The organism is Streptomyces cinnabarinus (assembly GCF_027270315.1).
GTDB classification, from domain to species: domain Bacteria; phylum Actinomycetota; class Actinomycetes; order Streptomycetales; family Streptomycetaceae; genus Streptomyces; species Streptomyces cinnabarinus.
Window position 1 is genome coordinate 7,349,009 of the sequence record NZ_CP114413.1, and the last position, 23,479, is coordinate 7,372,487.

16 protein-coding genes are annotated in these 23,479 nt (G+C 69.8%); 7 read left to right on the forward strand and 9 right to left on the reverse strand.

What is annotated here, in order from left to right:
- Window positions 1–41: 41 nt before the first annotated feature.
- A complete protein-coding gene (gene dnaK / locus STRCI_RS33225; RefSeq protein WP_269662656.1) occupies window positions 42–1,895 on the forward strand; it encodes a molecular chaperone DnaK in 1,854 nt (617 codons plus the stop codon).
- Window positions 1,896–1,907: 12 nt separating this feature from the next.
- Here the strand turns inward: dnaK and narI are convergent, their stop codons facing one another.
- The 6 genes from narI to STRCI_RS33255 all read right to left on the reverse strand — a co-directional run bounded on the left by narI (window position 1,908) and on the right by STRCI_RS33255 (window position 10,190).
- Window positions 1,908–2,630 carry a respiratory nitrate reductase subunit gamma gene (gene narI / locus STRCI_RS33230; RefSeq protein WP_269662657.1) on the reverse strand — a complete coding sequence of 241 codons (723 nt, stop codon included), beginning with the start codon at window positions 2,628–2,630 and terminating at the stop codon, window positions 1,908–1,910.
- Window positions 2,627–3,121 carry a nitrate reductase molybdenum cofactor assembly chaperone gene (gene narJ / locus STRCI_RS33235; protein ID WP_269662658.1) on the reverse strand — a complete coding sequence of 165 codons (495 nt, stop codon included), beginning with the start codon at window positions 3,119–3,121 and terminating at the stop codon, window positions 2,627–2,629. The genes narI and narJ overlap by 4 nt, the downstream gene beginning before the upstream one ends.
- Window positions 3,121–4,719, reverse strand: coding sequence for a nitrate reductase subunit beta (gene narH, locus STRCI_RS33240; RefSeq protein WP_269662659.1), 1,599 nt, complete (start codon window positions 4,717–4,719; stop codon window positions 3,121–3,123). The genes narJ and narH overlap by 1 nt, the downstream gene beginning before the upstream one ends.
- Window positions 4,719–8,402, reverse strand: coding sequence for a nitrate reductase subunit alpha (locus STRCI_RS33245; RefSeq protein WP_269662660.1), 3,684 nt, complete (start codon window positions 8,400–8,402; stop codon window positions 4,719–4,721). Before STRCI_RS33245 ends, narH begins: the two co-directional genes overlap by 1 nt.
- Window positions 8,403–8,494: 92 nt before the next feature.
- Entirely contained in the window at window positions 8,495–9,274 is a 780-nt protein-coding gene (locus STRCI_RS33250; protein ID WP_269662661.1) for an SAM-dependent methyltransferase, read from the reverse strand.
- Window positions 9,275–9,326: 52 nt separating this feature from the next.
- Entirely contained in the window at window positions 9,327–10,190 is an 864-nt protein-coding gene (locus STRCI_RS33255; RefSeq protein ID WP_269662662.1) for a helix-turn-helix domain-containing protein, read from the reverse strand.
- A 247-nt stretch (window positions 10,191–10,437) separates the two neighbouring features.
- Between STRCI_RS33255 and STRCI_RS33260 the strand changes: the two genes are divergently transcribed.
- The gene (locus STRCI_RS33260; protein ID WP_269662663.1) at window positions 10,438–10,863 is read left to right on the forward strand and encodes a hypothetical protein; all 426 of its coding nucleotides are present in this window, start codon (window positions 10,438–10,440) and stop codon (window positions 10,861–10,863) included.
- Here STRCI_RS33260 and STRCI_RS33265 read toward each other — a convergent pair.
- On the reverse strand, window positions 10,845–11,645 hold the full coding sequence (locus tag STRCI_RS33265; protein WP_269662664.1) for a helix-turn-helix domain-containing protein: 801 nt from the start codon (window positions 11,643–11,645) through the stop codon (window positions 10,845–10,847). The two genes, STRCI_RS33260 and STRCI_RS33265, sit on opposite strands and share 19 nt — an antisense overlap.
- Window positions 11,646–11,762: 117 nt before the next feature.
- Between STRCI_RS33265 and STRCI_RS33270 the strand changes: the two genes are divergently transcribed.
- The 4 genes from STRCI_RS33270 to STRCI_RS33285 all read left to right on the forward strand — a co-directional run bounded on the left by STRCI_RS33270 (window position 11,763) and on the right by STRCI_RS33285 (window position 15,551).
- The gene (locus tag STRCI_RS33270) at window positions 11,763–12,068 is read left to right on the forward strand and encodes a 4a-hydroxytetrahydrobiopterin dehydratase (protein ID WP_269662665.1); all 306 of its coding nucleotides are present in this window, start codon (window positions 11,763–11,765) and stop codon (window positions 12,066–12,068) included.
- Window positions 12,069–12,075: 7 nt separating this feature from the next.
- Window positions 12,076–12,819 (forward strand): class I SAM-dependent methyltransferase, encoded by a 744-nt coding sequence (locus STRCI_RS33275; RefSeq protein WP_269662666.1) that lies wholly within the window; start codon window positions 12,076–12,078, stop codon window positions 12,817–12,819.
- 103 nt (window positions 12,820–12,922) lie between these two features.
- Window positions 12,923–14,806 (forward strand): rhamnogalacturonan lyase, encoded by a 1,884-nt coding sequence (locus STRCI_RS33280; protein WP_269662667.1) that lies wholly within the window; start codon window positions 12,923–12,925, stop codon window positions 14,804–14,806.
- Window positions 14,807–14,888: 82 nt separating this feature from the next.
- Window positions 14,889–15,551, forward strand: coding sequence for a hypothetical protein (locus STRCI_RS33285; protein WP_269662668.1), 663 nt, complete (start codon window positions 14,889–14,891; stop codon window positions 15,549–15,551).
- A gap of 43 nt (window positions 15,552–15,594) precedes the next feature.
- On the opposite strand, the gene STRCI_RS33290 is transcribed toward STRCI_RS33285, so the two are convergent.
- Window positions 15,595–18,255 carry a cellulose binding domain-containing protein gene (locus STRCI_RS33290; protein WP_269662669.1) on the reverse strand — a complete coding sequence of 887 codons (2,661 nt, stop codon included), beginning with the start codon at window positions 18,253–18,255 and terminating at the stop codon, window positions 15,595–15,597.
- 204 nt (window positions 18,256–18,459) lie between these two features.
- Window positions 18,460–21,378, reverse strand: coding sequence for a glycoside hydrolase family 48 protein (locus tag STRCI_RS33295; protein ID WP_269662670.1), 2,919 nt, complete (start codon window positions 21,376–21,378; stop codon window positions 18,460–18,462).
- Window positions 21,379–21,734: 356 nt separating this feature from the next.
- Between STRCI_RS33295 and STRCI_RS33300 the strand changes: the two genes are divergently transcribed.
- Window positions 21,735–23,456, forward strand: a complete 1,722-nt coding sequence (locus STRCI_RS33300) for a glycoside hydrolase family 6 protein (RefSeq protein WP_269662671.1) — start codon at window positions 21,735–21,737, stop codon at window positions 23,454–23,456.
- Window positions 23,457–23,479: the final 23 nt, after the last annotated feature.

A 23,479-nucleotide genomic window follows, 5' to 3' on the forward strand; every position in this document is an offset into this window, starting at 1 on the left:
GTGCTGGAGTCCGGGAAGCGCCCTGGCGGAAGGGGACAGCGATGGGACGTGCGGTCGGAATCGATCTCGGGACCACGAACTCCGTGGTGGCCGTGCTGGAGGGCGGTGAGGCCACGGTCGTCGCCAACGCGGAGGGGGCGAGGACCACCCCCTCGGTCGTGGCCTTCGCCAAGAACGGGGAGGTGCTCGTCGGTGAGGTGGCCAAGCGGCAGGCGGTGACCAACGTCGACCGCACCGCCCGCTCGGTCAAGCGCCACATGGGCGACGGCGGCTGGCGCTTCCCGCAGGAGGGCTCCGTCGACGGCACCCGCTACCGGGCCCAGGAGCTGTCGGCCCGGGTGCTGCAGAAGCTGAAGCGGGACGCCGAGTCCTACCTCGGCGAGGACGTCACGGATGCCGTGATCACCGTGCCCGCCTACTTCGACGACGCCCAGCGGCAGGCGACCAAGGAGGCCGGGGAGATCGCGGGCCTGAAGGTGCTGCGGATCATCAACGAGCCGACCGCCGCCGCCCTCGCCTACGGCCTGGACCGGGGCGAGGAGCAGACCGTCCTCGTCTTCGACCTGGGCGGCGGCACCTTCGACGTGTCCCTGCTGGAGATCGGCGACGGCGTCATCGAGGTCAAGGCCACCAACGGCGACACCCACCTCGGCGGCGACGACTGGGACCAGCGGGTCGTCGAGTACCTGGTGAAGAGGTTCAAGGGGCAGCACGGCATCGACCTCGGCAACGACAAGATGGCCGTGCAGCGGCTGCGCGAGGGAGCCGAGAAGGCCAAGATCGAACTGTCCAGCTCCTCCGAGACGACGATCAACCTGCCCTACATCACCGCCTCGGCCGAGGGCCCGCTGCACCTCGACGAGAAGATGACCCGCGCCCAGTTCCAGGAGCTCACCGCCGATCTCCTCGACCGCTGCAAGACCCCCTTCCACCAGGCGGTCAAGGACGCCGGGATCAAGCTCGCCGCGGTCGACCACGTGATCCTCGTCGGCGGCTCCACCCGGATGCCGGCCGTGACGGACCTGGTCAAGGAGCTGACCGGCAAGGACCCGCACAAGGGCGTCAACCCCGACGAGGTGGTGGCCGTCGGCGCCGCGCTCCAGGCAGGTGTCATCCGCGGCGACGTCAAGGACGTCCTGCTCCTCGACGTCACCCCGCTGTCCCTGGGTATCGAGACCAAGGGCGGCATCATGACCAAGCTGATCGAGCGGAACACCACGATCCCGACCCGGCGTTCGGAGATCTTCACCACCGCCACCGACAACCAGCCCTCGGTCGGCATCCAGGTCTACCAGGGCGAACGCGAGATCGCCGCGTACAACAAGAAGCTGGGCGTCTTCGATCTCACGGGTCTGCCCCCCGCGCCCCGCGGGGTGCCGCAGATCGAGGTCGGCTTCGACATCGACGCCAACGGGATCATGCACGTCTCCGCCAAGGACCTGGCCACCGGCCGGGAACAGAAGATGACCGTCACCGGCGGCTCGGCACTGCCCAAGGACGACATCGACCGCATGATGCGGGACGCCGAGCAGTACGCGGAGGAGGATCGCAAGCACCGCGAGGCCGCCGAGACCCGCAACCAGGCCGAGCAACTCGTCTACCAGACCGAGAAGTTCCTCCGCGACAACGAGGACAAGGTCCCCCCGGAGGCGAAGTCCGAGGTGGAGTCCGCGATCACGGAGGTCAAGCAGCTCCTGGAACGCGGCGCCGAGACCGGCGAGTTGCGTACGGGCGTGGAGAAACTCGCCTCCGTCAGCCAGAAGATGGGACAGGCGATGTACGCCCAGGCCGGCTCGGAGCCCACGGACCGGCACACCGCGCCCCCGGAGGAGGAAGGCGTGGTCGACGCGGAGATCGTCGACGACGAGAAGGACACGAAGGGCGGCGCCGCGTAAGCCCCTGAGCCGTCAGGACCCGGCCCGCTCCCAGCCCCGCCGCTCCGGGCGCGGGCCGAGCTGCTCCGGGTCCCGGGTGCGGTACACCACGTACGGCCGGAACAGATACTGCACCGGCGCGCTGAACATGTGCACCAGCCGGGTGTACGGCACCAGCGCGATCAGCGCCATGCCGATCACCGCGTGCACCTGGTACAGCACCGGGACGCCTTCCATCCGGTCGATGTCGGGGCTGAGGGTGAACAGGCTCCGCGCCCACGGGGCGATGGAGTGGCGGTAGTTGTAGCCGTCGCCGGAGGCATGGCTCAGCTTGGCGGCCATGCCCATCACGATCGCCCCGACCAGCACCAGGTACATCAGCTTGTCGTTGGCGGTCGTCGCCCGGAACACCGGTGCCCGGGTGCGGCGGCGGTACACCAGCAGCGCGATCCCGGCGACCGTGAGGATGCCGGCGGCGGTTCCGCCGTACAGGGAGAACAGGTGGTAGGTGTGCTCGCTGACGCCGAGGGAGTCCGTCCAGGACTCCGGGATGAACAGGCCCACGACATGGCCGACCAGCACGAAGAGGATCCCGTAATGGAAGGCAGGCGAGGCGATGTTGAGCAGCTTCGACTCGTACACCTGTGAGGAGCGGGTGGTCCAGCCGTACTTGTCGTAGCGGTAGCGCCAGATCAGACCGGCGACGAGCAGGGCGAAGGCGACGTACGGCAGGACGCCCCAGAGGAGTGTGGTCATCGGCGTACCCCGGTGCGTGCGGTCGGCAGCGTGGCGCACACGGCGTCCAGGACGGAGGCGTACGGCGTGCCGAAGTCGGTGAGCCTGGTGCGGAGTTGCTCCAGGCCGTCACGGTGCTCGGTGAGCAGGTCGGTGTTGCCGGTGCGGGCGGCGAACTCCAGCACCGCGGGCAGGAAGTCGGGCAGCTCCTCGCCGCTGAACTCCAGGCCGGCCTCGCGGTAGACGTCCTTGAAGCGGACCAGCGACATACCGCGCCGCCGGGTGTCGCCGTCCCGCCACCAGCTCAGGTACAGGCTGTGCCGGTTCCTGAAGTCGAAGACCCGCACATAGTGCGCGGCCAGCTCCTGGGCGTCCATGACCGCCGCGTGGTCGGTGAACTCCCTTAGTTGAGGGGCGGCTTCGCGCAGCAGCGGGAGCCGGGCGCGGAAGTCGTCGTCGGGGTAGGTCAGGCAGAGTGCGGCCGCCTGGTAGAACACGGCGTCCGAGGGCATCAGGTCTCCTCCGCGTCGTCCGAGGTCTGGCGCTTGCGCAGCACGTGGAAGTTCTCCACGGACACCACCGGCAGCAGCTTGCGTCCTGCCGAGTCCTGGCCGAACGGCCCGTCGCCGCCCATGCCGGGGCCGCCCTCGTAGTCCAGGCTGCATCCCTCCGGCAGCGCGGACTCCTCCAGCCGACGTGCGTCGCCCACGGCGGCCGTGGGGATCACATACCGGTCGTCGTACTTGGCGATGGCCAGCAGCCGGTACATCTCCTCGATCTCGCCGGGCTCCATGCCCACGGTGGCCGCGACCTCGGGGTCCGGCTCCTCGCCGAGGTTGAGGGCGCGCATGTGGGAGCGCATCGCGGCGAGCTTCTCCAGCGAGGCCCGCACCGGCCCGACGTCACCCGCGGTGAACACCTCCGCCAGGTACTCCAGCGGGATGCGCAGGGTGTCGATCGCGCCGAACAGGTTCCCCGCGTCCTCGCCGTCGTGCCCGGACTCCGACAGCGCGTCCACCACCGGCGACAGCGGCGGGATGTACCAGACCATCGGCATCGTGCGGTACTCCGGATGCAGCGGCAGCGCCACCCGGTACTTGCTGATCAGCGTGTGCACAGGGGATCGGCGGGCCGCCTCCAGCCAGTCGTACGGGATCCCGGCGGTCTCCGCCGCCCGCCGCACCTCCTCGTCCTCGGGGTCGAGGAACACCCCCAACTGGGCCTCGTACAGCGCCTTCTCGTCCTTCACGGACGCGGCGGCCGTCACCTTGTCGGCGTCGTAGAGGACGACCCCGAGATAACGCAGCCGCCCCACGCAGGTCTCCGAGCAGACCGTCGGCAGTCCGACCTCGATGCGCGGGTAGCACATGGTGCACTTCTCGGCCTTGCCGGTGCGGTGGTTGAAGTAGACCTTCTTGTACGGGCAGCCCGTCACGCACATCCGCCAGCCCCGGCAGCCGTCCTGGTCGACCAGGACGATGCCGTCCTCGGCCCGCTTGTACATCGCGCCGGACGGACAGGACGCCACACAGGACGGGTTGAGGCAGTGCTCGCAGATGCGCGGCAGATAGAACATGAACGTCTGCTCGAACTCGAACCGCACCTTGTCCGACGCCTGTTGCCGGGTCCGCTCCACCATCGGGTCGAGATCGCCGTAGGCCGGGGCGCCGGCGAGGCTGTCGTCCCAGTTCGAGGACCACTCGATCTTCGTCGGCTTGCCGTCGAGCTGCGAGAGGGGCCGGGCGACCGGGTAGTCGTCGCCGAGCGGGGCGTCGGTGAGGTTCTTGTAGTCGTACGTCCAGGGCTCGTAGTAGTCCTTGATCTCCGGGAGTTTGGGGTTGGAGAAGATCCCGGCGAGCTTGCGCAGCCGCCCGCCCGCCTTCAGCTTCAGCGCGCCCCGCTTGTTCAGCTCCCAGCCGCCGCGCCAGCGCTCCTGGTCCTCGTAGCGGCGCGGATAGCCCTGTCCCGGGCGGGTCTCGACGTTGTTGAACCAGACGTACTCCATGCCCTGGCGGTTGGTCCACGCCTGCTTGCAGGTGACCGAGCAGGTGTGGCAGCCGATGCACTTGTCGAGGTTCATCACCATGGCGATCTGGGCCATTGGACGCATCAGTACTCGACCTCCTGGCTGCGGCGGCGGATCACCGTCACCTCGTCACGCTGGTTGCCCGTCGGACCGAGGTAGTTGAACGCCCAGGACAACTGGGCATAGCCGCCGATGAGATGGGACGGTTTGAGGATGAGGCGGGTGAGCGAGTTGTGGATGCCGCCGCGCAGACCGGTCGTCTCGGTCTTCGGCACGTTGACCGTGCGCTCCTGCGCGTGGTGCATGTAGACCGTGCCGGCCGGCATCCGGTGCGAGACGACCGCGCGGGCCACGACCACGCCGTTGCGGTTGACCGCCTCGATCCAGTCGTTGTCGGAGACGCCGATCGCCTCCGCGTCCTGCGGGGACATCCAGATGTTCTGGCCGCCGCGGGAGAGCGCCAGCATGAACAGGTTGTCCTGGTACTCGGAGTGGATGGACCACTTGTTGTGCGGGGTGAGGTAACGGACCGTCACCTCTCGGCTGCCGTCGGGGCCGAGGCGGGGTTCGCCGAACAGCTTGTTCATGTCCAGCGGCGGCCGGTACACCGGCAGCGCCTCGCCCAGTTCATGGATCCAGTCGTGGTCCAGGAAGAAGTGCTGGCGCCCGGTGAGCGTGTGCCAGGGCTTGAGGTGCTCGGTGTTGAGCGTGAACGCCGTGTAGCGGCGCCCGCCCGACTCGCTGCCCGACCACTCCGGCGAGGTGATCACCGGCACCGGCGCGGCCTGGGTGTCGGCGTACGTGATCCGCTTGCCCTCGTGCTCGGCGGCTAGGTGGGCCATCTCCTGCCCGGTGCGCGCCTCCAGGGTGTGGAAACCCTGGGTGGCCAGACGGCCGTTGGTGGTGCCGGACAGCGCGAGGATGGTGTTCGCCGCCTTCACCGCCGTGTCGAGGGCGGGGCGGCCGTCGAAGCCGACGCCGTTGAGGTGCCGGAGGTGCTCGACCTCCTTGTCCGGCTTCAGCGCGATCCCCTTGGCGGGCAGTCCCAGTTGCTCGACCAGCGGGCCGAGCGAGCTGAACTTCGCGCCGATCTTCGTGTAGTCCCGCTCCACGACCACCAGGTTCGGCATGGTCTCGCCGGGCACGGGATCGCACTCGCCGCGCTTCCAGTCCCGTACCACTCCGCCCGGCTGGGCGGTCTCGCCCGGGGTGTCGTGCTGGAGCGGCGCGGCCACCAGGTCCTTGCGCACCCCGAGATGGCCCTCGGCCAGCTTGCTGAGCTTCTCGGCCAGCGCCTTGAAGGTGTCGAAGTCGGTGCGCGCCTGCCACGGCGGGTCGACGGCCGGGGTGAAGGAGTGCACGTAGGGGTGCATGTCCGTGCTGGACAGATCGTGCTTCTCGTACCAGGTCGCGGCCGGGAGTACGACATCGGAGAGCAGCGTCGAGGACGTCTGCCGGAAGTCCAGCGACAGCAGCAGGTCGAGCTTGCCCTCGGGTGCCTCCTCCCGCCAGGTCACATCGCGGGGCCGCTCCTCGGGCCGCGCCTCCTCGGCGCTGAGCGAGGACTGGGTGCCCAGCAGATGCTTGGTGAAGTACTCGGCGCCCTTCGCCGACGAGCCCAGCAGGTTCGCCCGCCACAGGGTCAGCACGCGCGGCCAGTTCTCCGGCGCGTCCGGGTCCTCGCAGGCGAACTTCAGGGTTCCCGAGCGCAGTTCGGCCACCGCCTTGGCCACCGGGTCCCCGAACGCCTCGCCCAGCTCCAGCGGATTGCGGTCGAAGGTCGGATACGACGGCATCCACCCCGAACGCGCCGACAGAGCGAGACAGTCCGCGCCCGTCATCCCCTCGAAGCGGCCCTCGCCGAGCGGTGAGGCGAGGACATCGGCGGTGAACCGGTCGTAGCGCCACTGGTCGGTGTTGAGGAACCAGTACGCGGTGCCGATCATCTGGCGCGGCGGGCGGGACCAGTCGGACCCGGCCGCCAGGGTGGCCCAGCCGGTCACCGGGCGGCATTTCTCCTGGCCGACGTAGTGCGCCCAGCCGCCGCCGTTGCGGCCCTGGCAGCCGGTGAGCTGGAGCAGGGCGAGGAAGGCGCGGTAGATGGTCTCGGAGTGGAACCAGTGGTTGGTGCCGGCGCCCATCAGGATCATGCAGCGGCCCTTGGAGCGCTCGGCGGTCCGCGCGAACTCCCGGGCGATCTTGACGCACTTGGCGGCCGGGACGGAGGTGTGCGCCTCCTGCCAGCCGGGGGTGCCGGGCGAGTCCGCGTCCTCGTAGGAGGAGGGCCAGTCACCCGGGAGGCCGGGCCTGGACACCGCGTACTGAGCGAGCAGCAGGTCGTACACCGTCGTCACCAGAGGGCCGTCGGCGCCGCCGAGGCGGGTGGCCGGGACGCCCCGGCGCAGCACGTCGCCCCGGCCCTGGCCGTGCGGTCCGCCCTCGGTGTCGAAGCGGGGCAGCAGCACCTCCACGCCGGTCGCGATCGAGCTGCCGTGCAGGCTCAACTGGGGTTTGATGTCGCCGAGTTCGAGGTTCCAGTCGCCCTTGCCGGACTCGGTCCAGCGGAAGCCGAGGGATCCCTTCGGGACGACGGCGCGGCCGGTCACCTCGTCCAGGACGACCGTCTTCCAGTCGGCGCCCTCGCCCTGCTGGCCGAGGTCGGAGGCGCGCAGGAACTTCCCGGGCACATGGGCGCCGTCCCGCTCGGTGAGCGTCACCAGGAAGGGCAGGTCGGTGAACTTCCGTACGTAGTCTGCGAAGAAGGGAGTCTCGCGGTCGACGAAGAACTCCTTCAGCACCACATGGCCCATCGCCAGGGCGAGCGCGCCGTCGGTGCCGGGGTGCGGATGCAGCCACTCGTCGGCGAACTTGGTGTTGTCGGCGTAGTCCGGCGACACCACCACGACCTTCTGGCCGCGATAGCGGGCCTCCGCCATCCAGTGCGCGTCCGGGGTGCGGGTCACCGGGACGTTCGAGCCCCACATCATCAGATACGCCGCGTCCCACCAGTCGCCCGACTCCGGTACGTCGGTCTGGTCGCCGAAGACCTGCGGGGAGGCGACCGGCAGATCGGCGTACCAGTCGTAGAACGACAGCATCGGGGCGCCGATCAGGGAGTGGAAGCGGGCGCCCGCCGCGTGCGACACCATCGACATCGCGGGGATGGGGGAGAACCCGGCGATCCGGTCGGGGCCGTACGTCTTGATGGTGTGCACATGCGCGGCGGCGACCAGCTCCACCGCCTCGTCCCAGTTGGCGCGCACCAGTCCGCCCTTGCCGCGGGCCCGCTGGTAGCGGCGGCGGCGCTCGGGGTCGCCCTGGAGGTCGGCCCAGGCGAGGACGGGGTCCTTCAGCCGGGCCTTCGCCTCCCGGTACATCTCCAGCAGGACACCGCGGATGTACGGGTAGCGCACCCGGGTGGGGGAGTAGGTGTACCAGGAGAAGGCGGCGCCGCGCGGGCAGCCGCGGGGCTCGTACTCGGGCCTGTCGGGGCCGACGCTCGGGTAGTCCGTCTGCTGCGTCTCCCAGGTGATGATGCCGTCCTTGACGTACACCTTCCAGCGGCAGGAGCCGGTGCAGTTCACGCCGTGCGTGGAGTTCACGACCTTGTCGTGGCTCCAGCGGTCCCGGTAGAAGGAGTCCGCCTCGCGGCCGCCGGTCAGCTCGACGCTGTGCAGGTCGGGCGCGGGCGTGCCGGGCCGGAAGAACCTGCCCGCCTTCAGCAGCGCCGCGCCGGGCTCGGTGGGCGGTACCTGGGTGTCGGTCACGTGCGCTCCCTTGCTTGCCCGTTGTTTCGAACCTAGGGCGGAGCGGGGGAGCGCACCTTCTGACGGCACCCGTACGGGTCAGGGCGTACGGGTCACGGCTTACGGGCGACTCCTGCGTACACCGGCACGATGCCCTCGGCCTGGGCGGCCACGTCCTCCGGCTCGGGGCGCCACCCGGTCACCGGGATCACGCCCGGTCCGAGCAGCTCAAGCCCCTCGAAGAACCGGGAGAACTCGGCGAGCGAGCGGGGATGGAAGGGCGTGCCGCTGCGGCGGAACTGCTCGGCTGCCTTCTCGATCGCCTCGGGGCTGAGATCCGGGGTGACCTGCGACAGCACCAGGAAACTGCCGGGCGCGAGCGTGTCGACGTACTTCTTCAGCAGGCCGTGGACCTCCTCGCCCAGGTAGTGGGTCAGCGCCACCAGCGACAGGGCGACCGGCCGGTCGAGGTCCAGGTGTACGGCCGCCTGCCCGAGGATCGTGTCGGGGTCGCGGACGTCCGCGTGCAGATAGTGCGTGGCGCCCTCGGCGGAGCTGCGCAGCAGCGCCTCAGCGTGCCGCAGCACGATCGGGTCGTTGTCGGCGTACACCACCGTCGACCCGGCGGCGACCGACTGGGCCACCTGGTGCAGATTGGGCTCGGTCGGGATGCCGGTGCCGATGTCCAGGAACTGCCGGATCCCCGCCTCGGCGGCGGCCCGGGTCGCCCGGTGCATGAACCGGCGGTTGGCGCGCGCCCCGCGCAGCACCGTGCCGTCCACGGCGAGGATCCGCCGGGCCAGCTCCTCGTCCACCGGGTAGTTGTCCTTGCCGCCCAGCCACCAGTCGTACACCCGGGCCGGGTGCGGCCGGCTGGTGTCGATGTCGGTCATACGGTGTCCGCTCCTCAGGGGTCGGAAGTCCGGGTCACAGGTGGGACGTTCGTCAGAAGTCCGCGCGGCGCTCCCTGAGGAGCTTTCTGGTGCGGTCGGCGGAGGCGGCACCCGTGGACATGTGGTCCAGGACCTCCAGATGCGCCGCGACCTCCGTGCGGGAGTCCAGATACAGCGCACCGGTCAGATACTCGGTGAAGACCATGTCCGGCAGCTCGGGCTCGGCGAACCGGAAGAGGGTGAAGGGCGCGTAGGTGCCGGGGTGCGGGCCGCGGGCGAACTCGGCGATCTGCAGGGTGACCCGGTCGCGCTCGGCGAACTCCAGGAGCCGGTCGAGCTGTTCGCGCATCACCGAGGTGTGGTCGCTCACCGGCCGCCGCAGCACCGTCTCGTCCATGATGACCCAGATGTGCGGCCGCTCCGGGCTCTCCAGCAGCCGCTGCCGCTCCATCCGCAGGGCCACATGCCGCTCTATGGACTCGGGCCCGGTCTGGCCTATCGTCCCCGCCTCCAGTACGGCGCGCGCGTAGTCCTCGGTCTGGAGCAGGCCCGGCACGAAGTGCGGCTCGTAGGAGCGGATCATCCGTGCCGCGCCCTCCAGGCTCACGTACATGCTGAACCAGTCCGGCAGCACATCGTGGTACCGCTGCCACCAGCCCGGCTGGTTCGCCTCCTCGGCCAGTGAGACGAAGGCCGTCGCCTCCTCCGTGGGCACGCCGTAGGTGTCCAGCAGCACCTGTACGTACGGGATCTTCAGGGCGACCTCGGCCATCTCCATCCGCCGTACCGTCGCCGGGGCCACTCGCAGGACCTTCGCGGCTTCCTCGCGCTTGAGTCCGGCCGCCTCCCGGAGCTCCTGCAACCGTTTGCCGAGCACCACCTGACCCACGGTCGGCGCAGGCCGCCGCTCACTCACGCCACGCCCTCCCCTACGCGCCGAAGTACCCGTGCAGTGTGCCATGTTCCGCTTGCGCTCTCACCGGTTCGGTGATGAGGCGCTCGCCACTGCCGCGCCCGGCATTACCCGGGAGGTAATCGACCAGGCACGACGGGCGCGCGATCGTTGGGTCACCGGGCTCCGGGTCGGCGCACTCCGATCCGGAACCCGCCTTCCACTGCCCCGGATTCCGTTCCTCGACCGACCCGACGGAGGGTGATTCGTCATGTCCGCAACCCAGCTAGCCGTGCTCGCCCGGACCTCCGACCCGCGCATCGTGCTGCGCCGGTTCCTCGCCCTCGACGCGGTGGTGACGGGTACCAACGCCCTTGCCTATCTGGCCGCTTCGGGGCCACTGGGCCGTCTGTTCGGCGTCGACCGGACGCTACTGCTCGAACTCGGCGTGTTCCTGGCGGTGTACGCGGGCGCCGTCGGCTGGCTCGCCTCCCGCGCACATCCCGCCGCGCTCCCCGTGCGGGTGGTGATCGAGGCCAACTTCGCCTGGGCCGCGCTCAGTCTGGTCGCGCTCGCGGTGTGGCTGTCGCCGACCACGGCCGGCGCGGTGTGGACGGTGCTCCAGGCACTCACCGTCGCCGGGTTCGCCGCGCTTCAGCAGCTGGCGCTGAAGGCACGTCAGGGCAGCAGTGACTGAAGGTACTTGACCGTCGCCGGGTCGGCCGGGAGCAGTGTCTCGATGGCCAGCTCGGCGACCGTCACGTCCATCGGGGTGTTGAAGGTGGAGATCGAGGAGATGAACGACAGCGTCCGGCCCTCGTGCTCGATCAGCAGCGGCAGGGCGAAGTAGGGGACGGGCTCGGCCGGTTCCGCGCTCCGGTCCTCCTCCGGCACCGGGTAGGCCGCCACCTCCTCGTACAACTCCCGCAGTGGCTCCGAGCGGTGCAGGGCGATCTGCCGTTCCATCTGGGCGAGCAGATGACCGCGCCACTCCCGGAGGTTGCGGATGCGCGGCGCCAGGCCCTCCGGGTGGAGGGTGAGCCGCATCGCGTTCAGCGGGGGAGCAAGCAGATGCTCGGGGATGCCGTCCAGCAGCATCAGGATGCCCCGGTTGGCCGCCTGCACGTGGTACATCGCGTCCACCACGATCGCCGGGTACGGCTCATAGCCCTGGATCAGCCGCTCCATGCCCGCGCGCACCGCGTCCATCGCCGGGTCGTCGAGCGGGGTCTCCGAATAGCGCGGCGCGTAACCGGCCGCGAGCAGAAGGGCGTTGCGCTCCCTGACCGGCACCTCCAGATGCTCGGCGAGCCGCAGCACCATCTCCTCGCTCGGCCGGGAGCGGCCCGTCTCGATGAAGGAGATGTGCCGGGCGGAGGAGTCGGCGCGCAGCGCCAGTTCCAGCTGGCTGACCCGGCGCTGCTCCCGCCAGGCCCGCAGCAGCGGCCCGACGCCCCGGTCGGTGGGAGTGGTGGTCATGCCACGACGGTAGTCGACTGACCGCCACACCCGGGATGCCGCCCTTGTGACCAGGGCTTCGGCGCTCGTCCTGTGGCAGTCTTGAAGGGAGTCCGCAGCCCAGGAAGGAGCGGCGTCATGGCCGTCGAACCGCTGTCGCAGAAGGAGATCGAGGACCGCCTCGCGGAACTGCCGGGCTGGTCCCTGGACGGGGACCGGCTGGCCCGTTCCTACCGGCTCTCCTCGCACTTCGCGGCCACCGCGATGGTCGTGCACATCGCCCAGGTCCAGGACCAGCTCGACCACCACTCCGACCTCACGCTCGGCTACAACAGGATCCACTTGACCGTGAACACGCACAGTGTGGGCGGCGCGGTCACCGAGAAGGACTTCGAGCTGGCCGCGCGGGTGGAGGCGCTGGCTCCGGGACACGGGGCCGAGTGAGGGGCGCGTGCTCGACTACGACAAGGAAGCCGACGTCTACGACTCCTCCCGGGGCGGTGAACCCCGGGCCGCCGCGGCGGCGGAGGCGGTGCTCGGCCTGATCCCGGACGGCGCCCGGAACCTCCTCGACGTGGCCTGCGGCACCGGGATCGTCACCCGGCGGCTCGCGGCGGCGCGGCCCGCGCTGCGGGTGACGGGCGCGGATCTGACGTACGGGATGGCCCGGATGGCCGTCGCGCGGCTGCCCGGCGCGGTCGTGCTCGCCGACAGCCGCCGGCTGCCCTTTCCCGACGGGACGTTCGACGCGGTGACCAGTGTGTGGCTGCTGCATCTGCTGGACCGGGGCGACGACGTGGCCGCGGTGGTCGCCGAGTGCGCCCGGGTGCTGCGGCCGGGCGGGGTCTATGTGACGACCGTCGACAAGGCCGCCTCCCATGACGTCGGCAGCGACATCGACGCCGTGCTGGAACCGCGCCCGCGCCGCGCCGCGCCGGACGCCGCGGACCGGGTCGGGTCCCTCGCCGCGGAGCACGGTCTGGACCTGATCGGCGCCGCCGGCTTCACCGGCCTCGGGCAGGGCCGCAGCCCCCGAGGAACCGCGGCCGACCTGCGGCGCGGCTGGTTCACCCGGCTGCCGCCCGGCGATCCGCTCACCGAGCGCTTCGCTGCGGGCCTGGAGACCCTTCCGGACCCGGACCGCCGCCGCCCCGACCCGGTGTTCGGCCTGCGGGCGTTCCGTAAGTCCGGGTGAGCCTCCAGGACCCCGAACTGGCCGGGAAACGCGGCAACTTGACGGACGCCGGCGGCGACTGAGGAGGAACGGAACCCGTCCGTCCTCCCAGGAGGTACGTCTCATGACGCACCCGCACCCGCACAGGCACCGCAGACGACACAGCGCCGTCCTGTCCGCGCTCGGCGCCACGGCCGCGCTCGTCGCCGCCGGACTCACCGCGCTCACCGGCGCCGGCCCGGCCGAGGCCGCCACCGCACGCCAGGTCGAGGCGCTCGACCGGGGCGTGGTCAGCGTGTACACCGGCAGCGGCAACCTGGTCAGCTGGCGCTGGCTCGGCACCGACCCCGACAGCGTCTCCTTCAACCTCTACCGGGCGGGTACGAAGGTCAACTCGTCCCCGATCACCGGCTCCACCAACTACTTCCACTCCGGCGCCCCCGCGCACGCCGACTACACGGTCCGCGCGATCGTGAACGGCGTGGAACAGGGCGACTCCGTCCACGCGATCCAGTTCCGCACCGGGTACAAGGACGTCCCGATCTCCCCGCCGTCCGGCGGCACCACACCCGACGGCGTCGCCTACACCTACGAGGCCAACGACGCCTCGGTCGGCGACCTCGACGGCGACGGCGCCCTCGACCTGGTCCTCAAGTGGCAGCCCACCAACGCCAAGGACAACTCCCAGTCCGGCTACACCGGCAACACGATCGTCGACGGCATCAAGCTCGACGGCACCCGGCTGTGGCGGATCGACCTGGGCCGCAACATCCGCTCCGGCGCCCACTACACGCAGTTCCAGGTCTACGACTACGACGGCGACCGCAAGGCCGAGGTCGCCATGAAGACCGCCGACGGCACCGTGGACGGCGGCGGCACGGTGATCGGCAGCTCGTCGGCGGACCACCGCAACTCCAGCGGGTACGTCCTGTCCGGCCCCGAGTACCTGACCATGTTCAACGGGCAGACCGGGCGGGCGATGCAGAGTGTCGACTACGTCCCGGCGCGCGGCACGGTCTCCTCCTGGGGCGACTCCTACGGCAACCGGGTGGACCGCTTCCTGGCGGGCACCGCCTACCTCGACGGCTCCCGGCCCTCACTGATCATGGCGCGCGGCTACTACACCCGTACCGTCATCGCCGCCTGGGACTGGCGGGGCGGCTCCTTCACCCGCCGCTGGACCTTCGACACCAACTCCTCCACCAACTCCGGCAAGGGGTACGACGGTCAGGGCTCGCACAGTCTGTCCGTGGGGGACGTCGACAACGACGGCAAGGACGAGATCGTGTACGGCGCGATGGCCGTCGACGACAACGGCAACGGGCTGTGGACCGCGAAGACCGGGCACGGGGACGCCCAGCACCTCGGCGACCTCGATCCGTCCACCTCGGGCCTGGAGTACTTCAAGGTCTCCGAGTCGACGTCCCAGCCGGCCGAGCTGTACCTCAACCCCGCGAACGGCGCGGTCCGTTGGAAGCTCGCCGCCTGCTGCGACAACGGGCGGGGCGTGGCGGGGGACATCTACGCCGGGAACGACGGCGCGGAGGTCTGGTCGGCCTCGGACACCGGCATCCGGGACGAGGCGGGCGCGTCCAAGGGCCGTGAGCCCTCGTCCGTGAACTTCCTGTCCTGGTGGGACGGGGACACGGTCCGTGAACTCCTCGACGGCACCCGGATCGACAAGTACGGCACCTCGTCGGACACCCGGCTGCTGACCGGGGCCTCCGTCCACTCCAACAACGGCACCAAGGCGACCCCGTCGCTCTCGGGTGACATCCTCGGCGACTGGCGCGAGGAGGTCATCTGGCCGACCAGCGACAACACGGCCCTGCGGATCTACTCGACCCCGCACGAGACGAGCACGAGGATCACGACCCTGCTGCACGACACGATGTATCGCACGGCTCTCGCCTGGCAGAACACCGCGTACAACCAGCCCCCGCACCCGAGCTTCTTCCTCGGCAACGGCATGACCACGGCCCCGCGGCCCGTGGTATACGCGCCCTGAGCACATTTTCATTACGGGATCTACACGTTTCGGCTCTCCCCAGGGAAGATTCACTTCTCAGCACCACTTCCCTGGGGGGATCATGAGTCAGCAGTTCACGCCGCCGCCGATGCCCGGATACGGGCCGCCGGTCGCGCCCCCGCCGCCGAAGGGGCCTCGTACGGCCCTGATCGCCACGGCCGCCGCCGTGGTCGCCGCGGTGATCGCCTCCGCCGTCACGGCCGGGGTCAGCGGCGACAGCGAGGCCAAGCCCGCGCCCACGGTCACGGTCACCAAGACGGCCCCGGCCGCCGAGGGCGAGGCCGGGGCGGAGTCGGACGCCGGGTCCGAGCCCGCCGCCGAGGAGGCCGGCAGCGGCGACGCCTACGGCCTCACCGACACCGTGGCCTACGACAACGACGTCGAGGTCAGCCTCTCCGGCTTCGGCCGCGGGGTGTCCAGCGACTACGCGGCTCCGGAGAACACGCCGTACGTGAAGTTCACCATCAAGGTCGTCAACAACTCCGACGCGACGGTCGACGCCAACCAGATGACCGTCAACTGCGCCTACGGCGACGAGGGCAAGGAGGGCGAGGCCATCTACGACGACGGTCTCGACGGCCTGCCCGACACCCGCATCCTGGCGGGCCGTTCGCTCTCCGTGACGTGGGCCTGCGAGCTGCCGAAGAAGGAGACCTTCCTCCAGGTCGAGGTCGCGCCCGACTGGGAGTCGGAGGAGTCGATCTTCGCCGGTGACGTGAAGTGACGAAGAGGGGCGCGCGCCGACAGCGGCACGCGCCCCTCGGGGTTCAGCTCACCGTGCAGGACTGGTCGCCCACCTTGAAGGCCGTGGGCTCGGAGTTGGTGCCGGTCCAGTTGCCGGTGAAGCCGAAGCTCACCGAACTGCCGGCCGCCACATTGGCGTTCCAGCCCACGTTCTTCGCCGTGACCGAGGAACCCGACTGGGTGTGCTCGGCGTTCCACATCTGGGAGACGTTCTGCCCGTCGGGGAAGGACCAGACGAGGTTCCAGCCGGACCAGGCGCTCGTCCCGGTGTTGGTGAGCTGCACATCTGCCTGGAACCCGCCCTGCCACTGGTTGGTGACCTTGTACGTCACCGCGCAGGCGCCGGTCGGGGTGGGGTCGGGATCCGGATCGGGATCCGTGCCGCCGCTGTCGGAGGAGTCGCCGTAGATGACGCCCCGGCCGTTGGTCGCGACGTACACGCGCCCGTAGACCCGCGGGTCACCGGTGATCGCCGCGCCCGTCCAACCCCACTGGTGGGCATCGTCGTTGATCCGCGTCCAGGTCGCCCCCTGGTCGGTGGAGCGGAAGATCCCGCGCACCCCGCCGATCTTCGCGCTGGTGTAGAGCGCCTGGTACGACGCACCCGGCGCCGCCTTGCCGAAGCCGATGGTGTCGGCTTGCTCGACGTCGGACAGCTTGGTGAAGCTCGTACCGCCGTTGGTGGAGTGCCACAGCCCGTACGCGGCGTCACTCGCGCCGCCCGCCAGCCACACATCGCCCTTCACGCCCGGCAGTGCCTTGAAGCGGACGCTGTCCCCGCTCGGCAGTCCGGTCGCGGCGGAGGCGGTGAAGCTGGCGCCGCCGTCCGTACTGACGTAGAACTTCCCGGACTTGAAGCCGTAGAAGACCTTGGGGTCGACGCGGTCGGACTCCACGATCGCGCCCGCCGGGATGCCGGAGGAGGCCGACCAGGAGGTGCCGAAGCCGGTCGCGTAGTGCACCCCGGCGCCCTGTGGGCTCCACACGAACCGGCTGCCGTCCGCCGCCGCGGCGACCGTGCCGCCGCCGGAGACCCCCGAAGGATCCGTCCCCGCGAACCAGTTGGCGCCGTTGTCCGTCGAGAAGGCGATGTGCGGACCCGAGTCGAGGTTGCCGGCCCGGACCACCGTGTTCGGGTTGGACTCCGCGAAGTCCAGACTGGTCGTCGAGGTGAAGTTGGGCTGGGTGTACATCATCGCCGGGACCTTGGTGAGGTCCGTGTGCCGGAAGCCGCCGATGTCACCGAGCGCGCTGAGCAGGGGTGCCCCCGAGGGCGGCGAGGCGAGATCGTTGACAGCCGTCTCCTCCAGGCCCTGAACCATCGGCTTGATGGTGAACTGGGTGTTGCTGTCCCAGTTGGTGAGGTTCTCGGTGCCGTAGATCGTCGCGCCCGTGCCGTACATCATGCGGCCCGAGTTGAACGGGTCGATCTCCAACGCCTCGGTCATCCAGCCGAGTTTGGGCGTCTGCTCCGGCGGCGCCGGATTGGCGCTCCAGGTCAGCCAGGGCGTGGAGGAGACGTCCATGGTGTAGCGGTTGGCGCGGTTCGGGTACGAGGTGTAGTCCCACGCCTTGGTCCAGGTGGCGCCGCTGTCGGTGGAGCGGAAGAGCTGGGTGTCCGGCCACCAGGAGCTGTACGCCGTCGCCATGACCGTGCCCGGGTCCTGCCGGTCGACGGTCAGGCCGCTGAAGCCGTAGTAGGTGTCCGCCTCCGCCACCGGGCTGATGTTCGTCCAGGTGCCCGTAGCCGTCGCGTACCGCCACAACTGGCCCTTGCCGCCGTCGTAGGGGCCGCCCTTGTCGCTGTACGACAGATAGAGGTAGCCGTTCTCCGCGTCCAGGACGCCCTTGTGGGCGAGGTAGCCGGTGGGCTGCCCGGCGACCCGGCTCCAGGTCGCGCCCGCGTCCGTCGAGCGGTACACCGCGTTGTCCTTGTCGGCGACCCCGACGTAGATCGTCCGGGTGGCGTTGCCCGAGGTGCCGGTGGACTCGTCGAAGGTGACCCAGACGATGCCCTGGTTGTCTGAGGCGTAGCCGCTGGTGTCGCTCGGGTCCTGGACGTAGTTGCCGACGTTGGGGAAGTTCGCCACCTGCGACCAGTTCGCCCCGGAGTCCGTCGACCGCCACAGGCCCTTGCCGCTCGGCGCGCCCAGGTACAGCACACTGTTGCGGTTCGGGTCGACGGCCAGGCGCTCGCCCATGCCCCGGCCGGGCATGTTGCCGCCCAGCTTGAACGGCAGACTCGCCTTCTGCCAGCTGGCGCCCCGGTCGGCGGAGCGCAGCACCGCGCCGTTGCCCGGGTCCCAGCTGTTGGTGTACGTACCGACCGCCGCGTACACCTTGTCCGGGTCGACGGAGTCGGAGGCGAGGCTGACGACGCCGGTGTGACCCCAGTCGTCCCAGCCCACCGAGTCCAGCAGCGGCGTCCAGGTCTTCGACGACTCCACCCAGCGGTAGGCGCCGCCGATGTCGGTGCGGGCGTAGGCGAGGTTCTTCTCGGTGCGGTTGAACACGATGCCGGGGACGAATCCACCGCCGTCGATCCGGGCGTTCTTCCAGGTGTAGGTGTCGGCGGCGATGGACACCGGCGACTCGTCGGGCTCGGCCGCCAGCGCGGGCGGTGTGCCCGCGAGCAGCCCGGCAGCCAGCGCCAGGACGGCCGTGAGGATACGGGTTCTTCGCACGGGGAGTCCTTTCCGGGGGGTGGGAGGACAAGGGAGGTGCAGAGGGAAGGCACTGAGAACGGCAAGCGCTTTCCCCATGGAGCGAGATGTGCCGGGCGGTCCCCCGTGCGGGAGGGGACCGCCCGGCCGTCCGGTCTCGCCGTCAGGTGACGAGACCACGTACGCGGAACGCTTCAGGCGCCGTTGAGCGCCAGGCGGGGGCTGTTATTCGAGCAGCTCCGCGTACGAACCCATGGCCAGGGCGATGTCCGCCTGGGCCCAGAACCGGTGGTACGTGAACGAGGGCACCGCGCCGCCCGCCAGATACGACTCGATCTTCGACCAGGCCGGGTCGTCCTCGTAGAAGGAGCGGATCGACTCGAACGTGGACGACGCGTTGATCGTGTCCCCGTTCGGCATCGTCCCGGTCCAGCCACTGGGGACGTAGACCGCATCGTCGAAGCGGTTGTAGTCCGCGCGGTTCTCGGCGACGGCGATGCCGAGGGCGTCCTGGTGGTTGTCCCACATGCCGTCCAGCAGCGCCTTCGCCGTCGTCGCCGCAGCGGTGTCACCGGAGCGGTCGGCGTAGTACGTCAGGGTCTTGGCGTACGCGGCCGCCACACCGACGTCATTGGTGTAGTCGGCGACGGTGACGTGCAGGCCCGCGTTCGAGCCGGGGCTCGTGGCGTTCCAGGTGTCGGGCTGGCCCGACCACTGGAGCGTCGACGGGATCTGATAGGTGCCGTCCGGGTTGATCGTGGTGTGCTCCAGCGCCCAGTCGACCCACTTGTCGAGGACCGTCTTGGCGGCGGCGTTCCCCGTCTGCTGGTAGTACTCGGCCACCCGCTCCATCGACCACGCCTGGAAGCCGAACCACTGGTTGGACGGCGGGTCGTGGTAGACGGGCTGCTGGTCGTAGTACATGCCGTAGAAGGTCGACTTGCCGGACGGCGGAGTCGCGTAGCGGCCCGCCCAGCTGTTGGTCGCCCCGCCCGCGATCGCGCCCTCGCTGGACTGCAGCCAGCGGTAGAACTCGATCTGCCGCTCCAGGGACTTCGCCCAGTCCGCCTGCCCCGTCGCCGACTTCGGCTTCAGGTCGGCGTAGCTGGCGAGCGCGTAGGCGGCCATCGGGTTCTGGTAGCCGCCGTGCATATGGCTGGAACCGATGCGCCAGGCCCAGCCCGCCGAGGCGTCGGTGGCGCCGCCCCAGGCGTAGTACCAGGAGAGCAGGTAGTGCGAGGAGTCCTTGCCGGTGCCGGCCGGGCAGGCCGACGCACCGACACAGTTGCCGATCTTCTTGAAGTACTTGTCGTACATGGCGTAGCGCAGATAGTCGCCCATCTTCGCGGCCTTGGCGACGGTCGCGGAGATCTCCCCGCCCTTGCCCTGCGCGTCGGCCCACTTGTCCGCCCAGTAGGCGGCCTGCACCGCACGCGCGTCGGCGTCCGGTGCGTTGGTGAACTTCCACTGCCTGGCGTAGGACGAGTCACCGGTGAACAGGTCCAGGTACCCGTTCGTGCCGCCGTACTTGAAGGCGTCACAGGTCGGCTGCGGCACCGTCTCCCACACCGACTCCTGCGCGCCGCGCTGGAAGGTGTTGATGTACGACGGACCGGTGTCCGACGGGCCCGCCTCGCACTTGCCGGGCGAGTTGCCGTAGCCGTAGACGTTGTCCACGTCCTGGAGCCAGTGCATGCCGTACACGTCGTCCGTGCCGTACGCGCTCTTCAGCTCGGCCGCGATCGGGTCCGGGCCGACCGAGACACCGGTGTCGAGCCGGGCCGGGTACTCGTTCGGGGTGTCCAGCTCGGGCGCGTAGGTGGCCGGCTTGGAGGCGTTGTAGAAGGAGTTGGTCGCCTGGTCGGCGTGGGTGGGGATCATGTACTTCTCCATGATCTCCCAGGCGCCGTTGAACTTGGTCCAGTCGCCCGTGACCTTGCCGTACATGGCCTGGAGCCACAGCAGATAGCTGTACGCCTCCGACGTGGTCTCATGGCCGTGGTCCGGGGCCTCCACGATCAGCGTCTCCACCGAGTGGTACGGGATGCCCTCGGGGGAGAAGTAGCCGTTCGCCGGGTTGGTGATCTTCCCGTACAGCTCCAGGAAGCGGGCGTCGTACTCACCCGACGCCTCGATCTGGGTGACGGTCACCGCGGCCTTCGCGTGGCCGTTCGCGGTCGACTCGAAGGTCGCCGCGCCGGTCCCCGAGGAGGCGGCCGTGATGGTCACGCGCTGCGTGGTGTTCCAGTTCGACGGGGTGAAGGTGAGCGAGGCCCCGCCGGTCACCGAAAGACCCGAATTCCCGCTGGCGCGGGCGGTGGTGACAGTGACGTTGGCCGCGGGCTGCGTCGACAGCTTGATGTCGTACGTGCCCGTCTCGCCCTGCTGCACGGCCAGTTGGGTGGTCGAGGCCACCACGGCGGGACCCGAGGCGACCGTGATGCCGACCGGCGTGGACTCCGCGGACGCGCCGAGGCTGTCGTACGCCTTCGCCAGCAGGGAATGACTGCCCACGGTCAAGCTTGAGACGGAGAGCGAGTAGGGGGCGCTCGTGTCCGTGCCCAGCAGCGTGGTGTCGTCGTAGAACTCGACCTTGCTGATGGTGGCGTTGTCGGCGGCCGCCGCGGTGGCCGCGAGCGGCACCGCGTCCCCTTGCGAGTAGACCGCGCCCGCGGCCGGGCTGGTCAGCACCGTGATCGGGGGCTGGTGGGCGCCGGTGCAGGTGGTGCCGTTGATCGCGAACGAGGTCGGTGCGGCGTTGGTGCCGCTGTAGCTGAACTGCGCGCCGGTGGAGACCGCGGCGCCGGCCGCGATCCGCCCGTTGTAGGAGGCGTTCCGCACGGTGATGTTCTGCCCGGACTGCGACCAGGTGCCGTTCCAGCCGTTGCTGAGCCTCTGGTTGCCCGAGTAGGCGTAGGTCAGGGTCCAGCCGTCGATCACGTCCGTGCCACGGTTGGTGATGGTCACGTCGGTGGTGAAGCCGGAGCCCCAGTCGTTCGTCTTGTAATCGACGCTGCACTGGAGCGGCGCCGCCTGCGCGGGCGTCGTGCCCGTCGCGAGCATCGTGAAGGGAAGCGCCAGAGCGGCCATGACGGCGGTCCACGCGCGCCGTACCGCTCTTCGCCTCCGGGGTGGGGGATGCATGTGCTGGTTCCTCCTCGCGGCTCGGAGAAGTCAAGGCTTGAACCAGTGGGAGCGCTCCCATAGTGGGGAGGGGGGTGCGAGGGGTCAAGGGGCTTGAAGAGTCGAAAAGATTCGATGCACGCGTTTAATAAAAGTCGGCAACTCCCCTGTCCTTTACTGACACTTGGCGCTAACTTCGTTGACACCAGTGGGAGCGGTTCCATCAGTCGACGCGTCCGTCACGGCGCGCTGATCTGCAAAGGAGTCGCTCCATGCGCCACCCCCCGCGTTCAGTACTTTTAGCCGTCGCCGGGCGGCCCTCGGGCAACTCCTTCCCGTATCGAAACCCTGCATCGACACGAAGGACACCCGCAGTCATGAGTCGTACCAGAACCGCGATGCTCGCTGCCCTGGCGCTGGTCGCCGGGGCCTCCGGGACAGCGCTCGCCGCCGTGCCCGCCGACGACGTCGGCACCGCCGCGGTCCCCTGCACCGTCGACTACAAGGTGCAGAGCCAGTGGGGCAACGGCTTCACCGCCGCCGTCACCGTCACCAACAACGCCGCCGCCAAGAGCAGTTGGGCGGTGAAGTGGTCGTACGCCGGCAACCAGCAGGTCACCAACGGCTGGAACGCCAGGATCACCCAGAGCGGTACGGCCGTCACCGCCGCCAACGAGAGCTACAACGGCAGCCTGGGCACCGGAGGTTCGGTCAGCTTCGGCTTCAACGCCTCCTACAGCGGCAGCAACGCGATCCCGGGCACCTTCACGCTGGACGGCGTCACCTGCAACGTCGACGACGGCGGCGGCACCGACCCGGATCCCGATCCGGATCCGCAGCCGGGCAACCGCGTGGACAACCCGTACTCCGGGGCCAAGGTCTATGTGAACCCCGAGTGGGCCGCGAAGGCCACCGCCGAGCCGGGCGGCAGCCGGATCGCCGGCCAGCCGACCGGTGTGTGGCTGGACCGGATCGCCGCCATCAACGGCGTCAACGGCGGCATGGGCCTGCGCGACCACCTCGACGAGGCGCTGACCCAGAAGGGCAGCGGCGAACTCGTCGTCCAGCTGGTCATCTACAACCTGCCCGGCCGTGACTGCGCGGCCCTCGCCTCCAACGGCGAGCTGGGCCCGACGGAGATCGGACGGTACAAGACCGAGTACATCGACCCGATCGCCGCGATCCTCGCGGACCCGAAGTACGCCGGGCTGCGGATCGTCACCACCGTCGAGATCGACTCGCTGCCCAACCTCGTCACCAACACCGGAAGCCGCCCGACGGCCACCCCCGAGTGCGATGTGATGAAGGCCAACGGCAATTACGTCAAGGGCGTCGGCTACGCGCTCAGCGAGCTGGGCGACGTGCCCAACGTCTACAACTACGTCGACGCCGGCCACCACGGCTGGATCGGCTGGGACGACAACTTCGGCGCTTCCGCCAACACCTTCAAGGAGGCGGCCACCGCCGAGGGCGCCACGGTCAACGACGTGCACGGCTTCATCACCAACACGGCCAACTACGGTGCCCTGAAGGAGGATCACTTCACCATCGACTCCGCGGTCAACGGCACCTCCGTCCGCCAGTCGAAGTGGGTGGACTGGAACCGCTACGTGGACGAGCAGTCCTTCGCCCAGGCCTTCCGCAACCAGTTGGTCTCGGTCGGCTTCAACTCCGGCATCGGCATGCTGATCGACACCTCCAGGAACGGCTGGGGCGGCACCGCCCGGCCCACCGGACCCGGCGCTACGACGAGCGTGGACACCTTCGTCGACGGCGGCCGCTACGACCGCCGCATCCACCTCGGCAACTGGTGCAACCAGTCCGGAGCGGGCCTCGGTGAGCGTCCGAAGGCCGCCCCCGCCACCGGGATCGACGCCTACGTCTGGATGAAGCCCCCGGGTGAGTCCGACGGGTCCAGCTCCGCCATCCCGAACGACGAGGGCAAGGGCTTCGACCGCATGTGCGATCCCACGTACACGGGCAACGCGCGCAACGGCAACAACATGTCCGGCGCCCTGCCGAACGCGCCGGTCTCCGGGCACTGGTTCTCCGCCCAGTTCCAGCAGCTGATGCAGAACGCCTACCCGCCGCTGTCGTAGGCGGCTCCCCCGCCGGGGCCCAG

Bases quoted from the DNA above. Each gene is read 5' to 3' on its own strand.
- dnaK (WP_269662656.1), top strand. From the start codon at position 42: ATGGGACGTGCGGTCGGAATCGATCTCGGGACCACGAACTCCGTGGTG.
- STRCI_RS33295 (WP_269662670.1), bottom strand. From the start codon at position 21,378: ATGCATCCCCCACCCCGGAGGCGAAGAGCGGTACGGCGCGCGTGGACC.
- STRCI_RS33270 (WP_269662665.1), top strand. From the start codon at position 11,763: ATGGCCGTCGAACCGCTGTCGCAGAAGGAGATCGAGGACCGCCTCGCG.
- STRCI_RS33285 (WP_269662668.1), top strand. From the start codon at position 14,889: ATGAGTCAGCAGTTCACGCCGCCGCCGATGCCCGGATACGGGCCGCCG.
- STRCI_RS33280 (WP_269662667.1), top strand. From the start codon at position 12,923: ATGACGCACCCGCACCCGCACAGGCACCGCAGACGACACAGCGCCGTC.
- STRCI_RS33260 (WP_269662663.1), top strand. From the start codon at position 10,438: ATGTCCGCAACCCAGCTAGCCGTGCTCGCCCGGACCTCCGACCCGCGC.
- STRCI_RS33300 (WP_269662671.1), top strand. From the start codon at position 21,735: ATGAGTCGTACCAGAACCGCGATGCTCGCTGCCCTGGCGCTGGTCGCC.
- narH (WP_269662659.1), bottom strand. From the start codon at position 4,719: ATGCGTCCAATGGCCCAGATCGCCATGGTGATGAACCTCGACAAGTGC.
- STRCI_RS33265 (WP_269662664.1), bottom strand. From the start codon at position 11,645: ATGACCACCACTCCCACCGACCGGGGCGTCGGGCCGCTGCTGCGGGCC.
- narI (WP_269662657.1), bottom strand. From the start codon at position 2,630: ATGACCACACTCCTCTGGGGCGTCCTGCCGTACGTCGCCTTCGCCCTG.
- STRCI_RS33250 (WP_269662661.1), bottom strand. From the start codon at position 9,274: ATGACCGACATCGACACCAGCCGGCCGCACCCGGCCCGGGTGTACGAC.
- narJ (WP_269662658.1), bottom strand. From the start codon at position 3,121: ATGCCCTCGGACGCCGTGTTCTACCAGGCGGCCGCACTCTGCCTGACC.